Source organism: Flavobacterium sp. 1 (assembly GCF_002797935.1).
Taxonomy (GTDB): Bacteria; Bacteroidota; Bacteroidia; order Flavobacteriales; family Flavobacteriaceae; genus Flavobacterium.
Window position 1 is genome coordinate 614,994 of record NZ_PGER01000001.1, and the last position, 12,978, is coordinate 627,971.

7 protein-coding genes and 1 pseudogene are annotated in these 12,978 nt (G+C 36.3%); all 8 read right to left on the reverse strand.

Features of this window, described 5'->3' with window-relative positions; all coding sequences use genetic code 11:
- Nucleotides 1-136: 136 nt before the first annotated feature.
- The gene (locus tag CLU83_RS02720) at nt 137-1,156 is read right to left on the reverse strand and encodes an XdhC family protein (protein WP_100430197.1); all 1,020 of its coding nucleotides are present in this window, start codon (nt 1,154-1,156) and stop codon (nt 137-139) included.
- A 30-nt stretch (nt 1,157-1,186) separates the two neighbouring features.
- Entirely contained in the window at nt 1,187-2,713 is a 1,527-nt protein-coding gene (locus CLU83_RS02725) for an alkaline phosphatase family protein (RefSeq protein ID WP_100430198.1), read from the reverse strand.
- 47 nt (nt 2,714-2,760) lie between these two features.
- A complete protein-coding gene (locus CLU83_RS02730; RefSeq protein ID WP_100430199.1) occupies nt 2,761-3,810 on the reverse strand; it encodes a deoxyribonuclease II family protein in 1,050 nt (349 codons plus the stop codon).
- 109 nt (nt 3,811-3,919) lie between these two features.
- Entirely contained in the window at nt 3,920-5,350 is a 1,431-nt protein-coding gene (locus CLU83_RS02735) for a hypothetical protein (protein ID WP_100430200.1), read from the reverse strand.
- A gap of 57 nt (nt 5,351-5,407) precedes the next feature.
- Nucleotides 5,408-10,000 (reverse strand): molybdopterin cofactor-binding domain-containing protein, encoded by a 4,593-nt coding sequence (locus tag CLU83_RS02740; RefSeq protein ID WP_100430201.1) that lies wholly within the window; start codon nt 9,998-10,000, stop codon nt 5,408-5,410.
- A 730-nt stretch (nt 10,001-10,730) separates the two neighbouring features.
- Nucleotides 10,731-11,227 (reverse strand): annotated as a pseudogene (locus CLU83_RS02745) (low affinity iron permease family protein).
- Nucleotides 11,228-11,397: 170 nt separating this feature from the next.
- Nucleotides 11,398-12,432: a S41 family peptidase gene (locus tag CLU83_RS02750; RefSeq protein WP_100430202.1), complete on the reverse strand. Its 1,035-nt coding sequence runs from the start codon at nt 12,430-12,432 to the stop codon at nt 11,398-11,400.
- A gap of 3 nt (nt 12,433-12,435) precedes the next feature.
- Nucleotides 12,436-12,873 (reverse strand): MarR family winged helix-turn-helix transcriptional regulator, encoded by a 438-nt coding sequence (locus CLU83_RS02755; RefSeq protein ID WP_100430203.1) that lies wholly within the window; start codon nt 12,871-12,873, stop codon nt 12,436-12,438.
- Nucleotides 12,874-12,978: the final 105 nt, after the last annotated feature.

Here is a 12,978-nt window from a genome sequence, read left to right on the forward strand (position 1 = left end):
TTTAAATGTTGTAAGTGATTTTTGATTGCCTGTAACTCGTTTATACATTTGACAAAACCACACAACGAACCCAAAATAGAGTGGTTATGTGTGGTTTTGTTACACATCATTTTAATTCAAATATATACAATTTTGATTACAAATCTTCCAAACCTTTTCCATTGAGAAAACAAGCATATTCTGCCTGCTTTTGGTTGGTATGCCAAGTGCTGGTGATTTCTGCCATTATCGATAATGCTATTTCTTCAGGAGTTTTACTTCCAATAGCCAAACCGGCTGGACCATGAATTTTATCAAAGACCTCATCATCAATCAGTAGATCCATATCAAGAATGGCGTTCAGTAATTTTTCCCTGCGATGCACTGGACCAAGAAGACCTATATACCGAACTTTAGAAGTAATGATAGTAAGCAGAAAGCGCAAATCTTTGGAGTAATTATGACTCATCACTACAACGGCAGTATTTTTGCAAAATAAATTGGGATCCAAATCTTCGGGTTTCAGGGTTACCACCGATTTCGCAAAGGGGAAATCAGTACTATTTACAGCACTGTATTCCGAACCTATCACGATGACTTCCCATCCTAAGAATGATGCCATTTGGCTTAGTTTCTCTGCATCATGTTCTATTCCAAAAATGCACAATCGGTTTAGAGGCTCAATTTTCTGTGTGAAAACCAGATTATTGGAACCTTTCTCATAATTGGAATGATAAATAGTAATGTCTTTGAATTCAAAAGAAGTTCCAAAGTTGGGTTTGCTTATTTCATCAGTAAGGAAAGAACACGACAAGGAAAATGGCTGTCTTTGCTGAATTGCATTTTCTATCAAATCGATTAATTCAGTATCGGGATGAAACAATTCTATTAAAATATAAATGCTTCCTTCACAGCCCAATCGAAAACGACCATCGTATTTAAACACCTTCGGACAATTGGAAGAAAACACACTACTAGATTGTCTGATTACTTCCTGTTCGACACAGCCACCGCTTAATGCTCCCGTAATATTTCCATATTCATCAATAAGCATCTGCGTTCCTTCCTTTCGATAGGAAGAACCTTCTACATGGACAATGGTAGCCAGAACGGTTCGTACATTCTTTTTACTCGCCCTTTTGTATGACGCTATTATTTTTAAAAATTCGTGGGTCATGTATGCTATGATTTAAATTTTCGGGAATGCTTAATTATTCCCGAAAAGATTTTTATAGTTCAATTGAATATATTCCAAAATTTCACTTGATGAAGGTTTTGGATTACCGGTCATATCTTCGAGAACATCAGCTATCAGGTGATGCAGGTCGTTTACATGTAATTCTCCAGCTTTCAGATTCCATTCCAATGGTTTTACAGTTGGAATATCATCCTTACGGGCATATTCCAGTTCCAGCAGGGACGAAAAATCAGGCGCATTTTTATCCCTTTCGGTAAGGGAGCCTTCAAGATTAAAACAATTCTGAACCGTTTTGATTATGGACGAATGATCAAATGGCGTATAACCATCTGGTCTTGCAATAAGTCCCTTTTTGATGTAGGGATTAATCACCACGCAGGGAACCCGCACACCAAAACGATTGAAAAGGAATCCGTCCTGACCCGCTCGTCCATCTTCGTAAGGATTTTTGGCACCCGTTGGAGGAGCAACGTGATCATAGGTTCCGCCATGTTCATCATAGGTAATAATAAACATTGTGCTGTCAAAAACAGGCGAAGATTTAATCATATTGTAGATATCGGCAATCAATTTTTCACCCGCCCGAATATCAGTAGGAGGGTGCTGGTCGTTTTGTCCTTCTCCGCCATAGTTGGGTTCTAAGAAAGAATAACTAGGAAGATTTCCTTCTTTGCATTTGGCTTCAAAATCGCTCAGCGTTCCAAAATTGTTATTGTATTTAGCATCATGCAATTGTGTCATGATTAATCGGGTAAGCGAGAAATGATTATCCCCGAATTCACCGTCTTTATCTTTTGAGCTGGCAAAATCATTATTGCCAAAAATGCCCCAGCTTAGATCTTGTCTGCCTCCATCAATAGCCTCCTGTATCTGGTTAAAGATCGTTTTGGCATCGCATTGAGCAACAGGATTGTTATTGACATGCCCCGTCGATGTGGCCGCATGTACAAAGTCACGATTGGGGATAGTCTGGCTTGGTACCGAACAGTGATAATGATCGCAAACCGCAAAACCCTTAGCTAGTTCACTCAACACAGGAGTTTGTTCAGGAGTATAGCATTTCATGATACTGCGAGGATTTGTAGGATCATCACCAAAGCTGAAAGCGCCATACAGCATGGCATTTTGATAATTCTGTACAAAGCCCATATTAATTGCTGGCGGTGCATATTGCTGCGCCACTTTATATTTTAGAAACAATTGATGATTAGTATCTTTAAAACCTTCCCCCGGATCGGGATTAGGAAGCGTAAAATCTACAGGGTTCGGAATAAGCTCTCCTCTGCGTTTTTTGGGCTGACCGTTTTTCTCAATCATTACTTTTTCAATGAAAGGGATACCATCAGAATCTATATTGTCCAGCGGATTCCATAGGTCTTTTGTCAGTCCTTCAAATTGCTGGTTATGAGGTGGTTTTTCATCACTATACAGCCAGCCTAATAGATTGTCGAAAGACCTGTTTTCCAACATGAGTACGACGATATGCTTAATTGTATTTTGTAATTTGTCTTTATTCGGTGTTAGATATTGGTCCATCTTACTGCATTTATTTACTTAGTTTTTTGTAATAAATCAAGGTTTGTTTAGTGTGTTGCTTTGATTAAGTTCTGAGCGTCAACTCTAGAATGTCCTGGTGGTGCGACAATAAGGTCTGTTTTTGATAAAGCGGCCCATAATGTATTGTCCTGAAAAGCGATTGTTCCACCTCCGCGTTTTTCCTGAGAAATCATACGATTGATATCGCCAACACAAACCCAGTCTGAATCTACACTAACAGCCCATTTGGCATGGTCGTGGGTTTCTGGCCAGTTCCATGGGATATTCAGTGGACTCAGGTCAATATATTTAACATCAAAGGTTTTGTGAATTCCATCACTGTCTAGTGTTGGCGGAATTTTTCCTCTAATCCAGGTTTCTACATCAATATCAGTTCCTAGGGCAGGACCAACCAGATCATTCCAGAAATCTTTGTTCCATTTTTCATTCTTAGCAATGACTTTAAAGTCAAATCCGCCTCGTGATTTATAAGCTAATACATCTGAATCTCCTGTAGGATTAGGGTTCAGTGGCTGACTGAGAATATAAAGAGGATCGTTTTTATCTAACGAATCAGGTATATGTGGCAAATAGACTTGCGGCACCTGATGGTTTGCCATTTGAGCAGCAATTTTACCCGCCGTTTCCATGTCTATGGAAATGCAAAGATAAGTCTGTCCGTACTCAGGTGTTGGCATTGAGGTGGCTGTGGCATCAGCATATTTTGGCCAGGAATGAAGCAGCCATAAAGCGGTTTTTGTATCGGTATCAAAAGCAAGGACACCTTTAGTATGGCCGTAAGTACTGCTGTCCGTTCTATTGGCATCGGCAGGCATTTCGTCATTGTACAGAATCCATCCGGTAGTGGGTGATGGAGTATCGAAGATTGCTTTTAATGTAAGGTCTAGCGCTCCTTTTCCATCTGTAAGCAGATTAGGAGACTGAACCACTTTTTTTATATTAGGGTCATAATAAACGTATTCATAACCTGTAGCAGTAGGCTCGTCTGCCGTTTTACCCAATTTTGGAACTTTATAAGCAAACCACCAATCTACTGGTTGACCGCTTTCATCTAATGCAGAAATTGTATTGGCCATTTTTATATTTTTTAAAGTTTAGTATAGCATTACCTATAGTTATACCGATTCAAATTTTTGAAGACTTGAATCGGTATTCTAATTATGAATTAATAATGTATGCTGTAAATTATTTATTAGGAGCTATATCTCCACGTCGAATAGGTACCTGAACAGCTTTATACTGGGAAGCAAAACTTCCTTTTTCTGCAGCTTCTTTTGCAGTGAAAAAGTTTTCTAAAGCAATGGCTACCTGAAAAGAGAAATCTGTTGAATATACGGTCTGATTCATAGAGGTGCCGCAGTCTATATTTTGGAACCATTTCATCCATTCATGACCACCACCGCCTACTGGAGGAGCCTGTCCGCCATCTGGTGCTGCATTAGGAGGGACAAGTGACGTAACTGCAGGATATTGTGCTGCATTATGACAGGACATACATGAAACGGTATTTAAATCGGCAGGGCCATCCAATCGGCCATTCCAGCCAAGATGCTGAGGAGGAAGATCTGCACTTTCGAAAATTACTGTTTCTTTCAGATCTTTGTTTACCTCAGTTTTGATTGGAGGATATGGAGAGGTTTTGTTGATTTTGTTTTCAGGATCATTACCCCATGTAAGTCCAACAGGGACAAGGTTCATCAATTTGTTTTTCTTATTCAGTTTTCCGTTGTAACAGAAAGTTCCAAATACCCATCCAGTCCCTTCAGGATTGCTTGGACTTCTGTCTGCTCTTGGATCACGAACAGAAATATCCATTTGCAAAAGATGTACATCTGAAACGACTCTTTTGCTTGATTTCCAGAAATTTTCAGTGATATACGCTTTCCATGTCAATGGATTTACAAGATAATCTACGAAGTCTGTTCCTTTAGGAGCATCTGTAAAAAGTAATTTTACAAAAACAGTTCCTGTTGGGAATCCGCCATTATCATAGCGTTTATCTAGTGTTTTTAGATTAGGATGCTGAGGATCTTTCCACATTTTACCCATGGCATAACCTGCTTTATCATTAATTAAAGTTATAGCATATACAGAGTAATCGCCATCAACTCCTTTAAGTCCGGGTCCTAACTGGTAAGGTCCTAGCGGGGCTTCTTTAATTAGACCATGAAAACCTTCTGTACCTCCGTTTGGAGGATAGGCTGCTGGTCCTTCAACACTTGGGTGCAGCCATGGAATATGATACCAGTCGCGGATTTTATTTTCGAAAGGATTCCAGTCTTCTGTATTTCCTTCAAAACCATAATCCCGAACGGCTTCAATGTATTTTAAAGGCTCTTTTTTGAAATCGATATCAAGAAATTTAGGCATTTCTTCAGGCATTTCTGTCGGGAAATCTGTTTTAAGGCGAAATATTGGCTGGTCAGCATATTTATCTCTGTATTCCTGAGGGGTTACCATATAACCGAAATCAGGGAAACCATTTTCTTCATAGTTTTGTTTCTCTAATGCTGTCAGGGCAATTGGTGTTTTTTCAGCAACTGGATTTTCATGTTTTTTGTCGCAGGAAGCGAAAAAGATGGAACTTGCAATAATAAGCGGTTTTAGCTGTTTCATTGGTAGATAATTTGGTTAGTATTTATTTTTTATTTATTGTCTTTTTAGAATGCTTTGTTATTCTCCGAGATTTTTTTCAATTACTTCACAAGCTCTGCGTACTTCCTGAACGGTTGCTGGTGCATCTAGTCGAAAAAGCGGTGATAGTTTACGCTCTGTTCTTGAGGCACGTATGGCATCTTTTATGGCGAAGAAAACGCTGTTGGCTAATACTAGGGGAGGTTCACCGACTTCCTTTGCCGAGAATATTTGATTTGTATCTTCTGGGATGCTTTTTACCGATTCTTCATCTCTAGGGAATAAGAAAGTATTCATTTCTAATGGAATGGTAGTAACAGCAGGAATCTTGTAACGCCAAGTGTTGGTTGAGTTTAATCTTCCTTTATTAACACCTTCAGTTTCTGATACTAATTTTTCGGTAAGCAGGTATCCGATACCCTGAACAAAAGCTCCTTCTACTTGTCCTATGTCGATGGCAGGATTCATACTCCATCCCATATCATAAATGATGTCTGAACTAATAATCTTAACTTCACCTGTTAGGATATCAACCTCGGTAACTGAACATGCTACCGAATAAGTAAAACCAACAAAGGAATCAACACCACCGCCAAGTTTGGCATCTTTAATACGAGCTATGCCCGGAATGTTAGGCTGATCTGCTTCGGTTTTGAAAGTCATGGTAGGGATTTGAACCTCACCGCCTTTTATTTTAGTATTAAAAGAAGCAATAAGATTTACTCTTTGTGAAGCGGCCAAATTGATGAGGTGCTGCCAAATCATTAATTCATTTCCTTCACTAACTTTGATTTTTTTAGCCCAGCCTTTATTTTCTCCTGCACCATAGTTCCAAAAGTCTATGTTTTTGTTTTTACACCAGTCTTCACCGTTTTCTTTCAGCATTTGGTAACCAAACTCCATAAGTCTGGCCCGCATTTCTTCGCAGGTTTGTTTTACGGCTTCGCAGGAATATGGTGTTCCAGTAGAACCTCCTGTACTTGTTGGATTTGGAGTGACACTTGTATTTACATTGTCAATAAATATCATTTCCATTGGGATTCCCAAGACATACGCTGCTACTTGCTGCGCCTGAGTAACTAAGCCTTGTCCAATTTCTACACCACCCTGATGGATGACAACAGTTCCGTCACTTGGATTTATAACCACGATAGCAGCAGATTGCTCTAGTGCAAGCAAATTGTATCCTGAGCCATATTTTACAGGTATCATAGAAATACCTCTTTTATGCCATTTGTTTTCTTTGTTGAATTTTTGAACATCTTGATATTTAGCTTCAAAATTTGAAACTTTCTTAGCATAAGCCCATACTTGTTTCATATAACAATACGAAAGTGCTTGCCCGAATGGGGTAACATCACCACGATCGTAGAGATTTTTTTCACGCAAATCTTCTGGTCTCATGTTTAATGAGATAGCCGCATCGTCAATGGCGTTTTCAACAATATTTTTTCCTTGGACATCGCCAAAGGCACGCATCGCTGTACTAGGAGCTGTATTGGTTCGGCATACATCGATTTGACTTTCAAAATTTTTGATATTGTAAGCATTGTCTGTTCGCAATTGAATACAGTTTGATACGATAAAAGAGCAGTCATAGAATGCGCCGCCGTCTCCCCACATTTTCAATTGGAATCCATGAATAATTCCTTTGTTCTTTTCATTATGCGAACCAGTATCCACTGCAATCTGGTATTCACCATAATAAGCATGACGTTTTCCGATCATTGCTGTATCCTCATCACGTGGAACTGCAAGACGAACAGGTCTTTTTGTTGCTTTTGCAGCAACGGCTGTTGGTCCGGCAATAAAGCGGGTTTGTTCCGTTTTTCCTCCAAATCCTCCTCCAACTGCTGGTACTTCAACTTCAATTTGATGATGATACATCCCTAATGCCGAAGCAACGGTGTCATGCATTCCTCCCGGACTCTGTACAGATGGCTGTACTTTCATACGGTGCTCATCCATCGGCGTTACGATACAGGCTTGAGGTTCCATATAAAAATGCGCTTGCCCGCCACAAAGCTGTGAAGAACTCACTACAGTACAAGGCACACTGTCTACAGTAATTTCTTGAGTATTTATTTTTTGCTCTCGCAAAAGAACTTTAGGAGCAATAGTATCATCATTGGTTGCCCAGTCAAATTGACTGCCAGGACGGGTTATTTTCCAAATATGGGATGCAAAAGAAGCAGAAACAGGAGCATCGGGAAAAATACTTCCTTTTTTAATAGCGTCAAGTAAATCTATAATCGGTTCACTCCATTGCTCAGTCCAAGGAGCTCCTGGTTTCGAATACTGAACGCATTCTGTAGATACAAACGCAGCAATCTTAATGGCATCCTGCTCGGTTGGAGCTAGAATCATAGCAATAGACTGTCCTACATAACTAACTAACTGCTCAGCAAAAAGCGGTTGGTCACTTCCCATTCCCTGAAGGTTACGACCTCCATTTTTAATATTTTCAGCGGTAATGATATCTGTAAAAGTTGGGAATTTATCTTTTATAAATACTCTTAATTCCGCTATTGTAATTGTATTTTTTTTCTCTGGATCTACAAAATAGTAGTTCATCAGTGCACTTTGACTTTGTACAAATGCACCGTTTAAAGTAAGTGGTGGTACAGCGAGTTCATGGGTGTAATTGGTTTGTCCAGATGTTTGGTACATCGCTGTAACCTTGATATAAGGCTGAGCAACTGGAGCTTTATAATCTTGAGTACTGTACTTTTGTATTCCATCACTTACAGGCCAGTTCCCCCATTTGACTTCAGCGGTTGAAATTAGGTTTTCAGGTATAGGAACACCTTTAACAACTAAAGCATTTACAATGGATTTGTAGAAAAAAGAAACAGTTAGCTGTGTACGGTATTCCGAAGTAAAGTCTTCGTTTGGAACCTCTTCCATTCTTTTTTTCTGAGCATCAAGTTCTTCGGAAACTTCTTTTGCTAATATTTTTGAAAGTTTTTCAGCATCCGCTAAGCTTAGTTTTTTATCCTTCATCGCCTTCTCGGTTGCTGCTGCTCTCCAAGGATATGGCGCTATACCTCCAAATACAAGGATAGCTGATTTTACGATGAGTTCATCATTAATGCTGAAATTGATAGTTGAATTCACGATACTATGAGCATTCACTTCGCGCAGCGCCACTTTTTGAGCCAATGCAACGTCATTTGCACCCTTCAAAGGAATAGTATAGGAAGTAAGCACAATCTCGTCAGCTAATTTTGGATCTTTTATGATAGCTTCAACAAGCGCTTCAGCTGTTTTTGTATGCTCTTTGAAACTGTCATTTTTGTCTAATAATAAATAGCTGATTTTTGTTTCTACAGCAAATAGGGCTGTAAAGAGATCTGAAGGAAATGGCTCTCCAGTACCTGCTGGAATATGCTTAAGTACTAACATGGTGTTACCGCCAATTGTCGCAGCATTACGAACAATACGGCCGGCGGTACGTCGTGCCATATAATCTAATGCTTCTAAAATAGAAATATCAGATATAGTTGTTTTTTTATTAATGTGTTTTAGCTTATCAATGCCCTTAGGCAGAATTTCGATTAGCTCGCTGTAAGTAGTACTGGCGGCTACTTTTAGATAGTTATCTGTTAATTCATGGCCAGTATTCAGTTCAGGTATAAACCGAATATCAGCATATAATGTAGTGTCTAAATACTCGTTTTTGTAAATTCCAAAAGAGGTATTAGCATGTACGAGTCGAACATTCTTATTTTTTTTGAAGATGTCGGCTAGTTCTGTTAGTGATTTTGGAGTCAGCCAACGGGTTGTCGAAACTCCCGAAGCAGGCTGTTGAGCTTCTTGAGGAAAAGGAATCTCAACATTTGCAGGAAGCTGGGCTTTAGTAACAGGATCCAGTTTACAAGGCATTCTGTTTTTTTCGTCAGCGGCACTCCAATCCGAAGCAAAGGTTTTCATACCAGTAAGGATGGAACGATAACCTGTACAACGGCATAAATTTCCATCAAAGGCATCTTCAATTTCTTTTTTAGTCGCCTCTGGTTTGTTATGTATAAATTCAGACATATTCATTACAAACCCTACACTGCAATACCCACATTGGCTTCCGTTGTTTAAAGCCAATTGGTAGGCCACAGGATTCATACCTAAATGCGACTGTTCCGAAGGATATTCAGAAACTTCGTCTATGATTTTTATCTCTGCTGAAACGATTCCATTTTGAAGACTTTCAGATATTTTTTCCTGAACAGCAATAAGTTTTTCTCCCGCTTCTTTCATTGCGGTATCTAATACTGGAGAGTTATCTTCGTCAATAGGAACATTAGAACGTGTAGAACTTGATTTTTGTAATAGAAATTTGGGATCAGGTTTACGGGCAGCACCAGTTCCTTCAATTGTAGTAACCGAAAGTCCGCCTACAGCACATATAGGTCTAAGACAAGAGTTTATAGCCAAATGTTTGGGTGTTTTTTCCTTATCATCCCATTCAGATACTATTACAGTACAACCACCGCAGCCTCCTTGGCCACATGGTTTTTTTGGACCAGAAAGACCTACTTCAGGAGACCGTAAATAATCAATTAAAAGTAAATCCGGAGAAGGGTTTTCTATGGTAACGGGCTTACCGTTTAGAAAGAAGTTAACTGAATTTTTCATAATTAGTATTTGAGATTTTGGTTATTTATGCCTTTTATTAGTTTATCAAAAACATGGTCATCAGTTAATTTGTTTTTTAAATAAATCTTTAACGCCAGGTTTATTAAAGCGACTCTACTTTATTTATTGGGAGTAGTTTCCTTTTGATTGTGGATTTTTCTGCCCGTAATAAATATTGTATCCTATTATTACATTTGATTCAGTTTCGAATCTTTTTTTAGAAACTAATAGAATAAGTATTTTTGTATGAATTTATCTAACATATTTAACTATTCAAAGTTGATAAATTGATTTGTTGATTTTAAAAAAAATAGCATTAACCCTAATTATTAAGTCATAAAGAGGGGAAATAGGGTTATGAGTTTTGAAGTACTATTTTTTTACCTTATGATGTAGAGGAATACTGAATTTTTAGATTTGATTGTCTGTGTCAAACACAATATCGAAAACTTATATTGTTGTTTTGTTACGTATTTATTGGTGTAAAATAAATGCTTATGAATTCCAGACTTAAGGGATTCATTTGGTTAGGTAAGCTTTCCATATTTGAGTTTTTATGGAATCAATATGTCTAATTGTGGAAGGATAAATTTAAATGTGTAAGTTATATTTCTATTTGTAGAACTTATAACATTATTTAAGGTTGAAATATATCTTACTGCGATTGTAATATTTGGATGGTTTAGAAGCTCACATGAGTAAAAAAATGAAATTACAAATTGTAAATCTGCTATTGAGGTTTATTTTTGGGACTATTTTTAGCATGTATTTTGCTTCTTTTTTTACCTTTTCTTTCGTGTTGTTGGTGTGCTTCTGCAATTGAATGTGATGTTCTTATGCTTTCTTCTTTTTTAGCGAGTTCACTAAGTCTGTGATAATATTTTGTACAATAATCATTTCTTCTTCAGTCATACTTTCAATATCAACAAGACTGTTGCTGGAATACTCATTTGAAGCTACCAAATCATTTAATTTCAATTGAATAGAAAGAGAGTCTTTGTTTTGGGCTTTCTGAATTAAAAACACCATTAAAAAAATAATAATGGTTGTTCCTGTATTGATAACTAATTGCCAAGTTTCAGAATAATTAAAAAAAGGTCCAGAAATTGCCCAAACGACAACAATTAAAAAGGCTGTGATGAATGCAGTTGTGCTCCCTGATGCTTTTGAAACATGTAAGGCAAATTTTTCGAATGCGCTATTTTGATTCTGTTTTTTACTTTTCATTTTCAACACCTTTTTTTGTTTAGTAATCTTATTTAAAATCGAAAATTAACTCAGTTATTTAAATGTCTTATTACACAACTTTGAAGAGTATTTATATAATTTGCATTAAATTTTCCTCAATAATAAAAACAGATTGTTGTCAATTGAGATTTTTTAAATAAAGAATTGATTTATAATTGCTGTTCTAATTTCAAAACCTTTTCTTTAATTTCATTTATAGTTAATTCCGTTGTAGTATTTGATTTTGATAAATTTTCAAGGGCTATAATTTGTGCTTTTATTAATGCTTTTTCAGAACTTATTTTAATATCACTATCGATACCTTTATGTTCCCAGTTTGTATTTGTGACTGAATTTTTTTCTATTGAAATTGGGATAAACAAATGATATTTGTTGCCAATAAAAAAAGCTTTTACTGGATTTGCTGCTCCGTAAGTTTTATCGCCAATTATAGTTGCAATTTTATTTTGCTGTAAATTATAGGCTAATGCTTCAGCGGCTGAAATAGTTTTGTTGTTTACAAGAATATATACTGGTTTATCTAAATACTTTTTGCCATTCACTTTTTGATTTGTGTATGATTTTGTATTTGTATTATTATACCTTGTGTAAGTCTCATTTAATTTTATTTTTTTATCAAAAAAGTAGCTTAAAAAGAGTTCTACCATTTTGCCATCTCCACCTTGATTGTTTCTTAAATCGATAATTAATGCATTTGTATTTGAAACAAAATTCATTGTTGCATCAAGAATATATTGAGCAGATTTGTTTCCTTCAGGAAATCCGGTATATTCGATGTAACCAATATTCCCATCTAATCGTGTAACTTTTTCAAAACCATAATTCCATTGTTTATTAATAGCGTCATATTTTTGTAATAATTCTTTTTCATTAATTGGTTTTTCTTCTTCTTGATTTGGACGATATAACACATTGAAATGTAAATCGTTTCCATTTTTAGTTAAATATAAAGAAAGAGATTTTGCGAATTCAGCATCCGTAAGATTATCAAAAGTTTTATTTTCTATTTCGGATTTTAGCTTTTTTGAAAGTTGATTTGCTACATCCTCAAAAATGTAATATTCATTAATTTTATTGGCAATTTCGAGTATTTGTTTATTTCGTTCTGTCAAATCTTGTGCATTTGCCTTAAAGCTGAAGCAGATTGTAATGTAAATTAATAATAGGTTAAATACTGTTTTCATTTTTTAAATTTTACAATTAGTAATTATTTTATTTAGAGTTTTATCTAGCAAATTAATTTCTTCCAATGACAAGCCATTAAGTGCAGTTTTTCTATTTATTTGGATAGCTGGCTCTATTAAATCTATAGTTTTTTTACCTTTTTCGGTTAACTCAAGATTAAATTTTCTTCTATCTTTTTCATGAATAGTTCTGTTTAAGTATTCTTTTTTTACCATTAACTCTACCATTCTTGTTATAGATGCATTGTCTTTAAATACAAGATTTGCCAATTCATTTTGTGAAATTTTCGTATTCTTATTAAGGATTATCAAGACTAAACATTGATCTACTGTAATGTCTTTTACAATTTTAGAAATATTTCTCTGTGATATTTTCCTGTACTCCTTGATGGCTTGCTCAATTAAATAGAGCACTGTACCTGTTGGGTTTTTTATTTCCATATAAGATTATTTGATACAAATATAATTGATATATCAATATGATTTCAAAAATTCTAATTATTGCATAAATTATTTTGTTGCGAAGTATAAGAAATTTTTAAAATT

Excerpts from the sequence above, each read along its gene's own strand:
- CLU83_RS02720 (WP_100430197.1), bottom strand. The coding sequence starts at position 1,156 with ATGACCCACGAATTTTTAAAAATAATAGCGTCATACAAAAGGGCGAGT.
- CLU83_RS02725 (WP_100430198.1), bottom strand. The coding sequence starts at position 2,713 with ATGGACCAATATCTAACACCGAATAAAGACAAATTACAAAATACAATT.
- CLU83_RS02730 (WP_100430199.1), bottom strand. The coding sequence starts at position 3,810 with ATGGCCAATACAATTTCTGCATTAGATGAAAGCGGTCAACCAGTAGAT.
- CLU83_RS02735 (WP_100430200.1), bottom strand. The coding sequence starts at position 5,350 with ATGAAACAGCTAAAACCGCTTATTATTGCAAGTTCCATCTTTTTCGCT.
- CLU83_RS02740 (WP_100430201.1), bottom strand. The coding sequence starts at position 10,000 with ATGAAAAATTCAGTTAACTTCTTTCTAAACGGTAAGCCCGTTACCATA.
- CLU83_RS02750 (WP_100430202.1), bottom strand. The coding sequence starts at position 12,432 with ATGAAAACAGTATTTAACCTATTATTAATTTACATTACAATCTGCTTC.
- CLU83_RS02755 (WP_100430203.1), bottom strand. The coding sequence starts at position 12,873 with ATGGAAATAAAAAACCCAACAGGTACAGTGCTCTATTTAATTGAGCAA.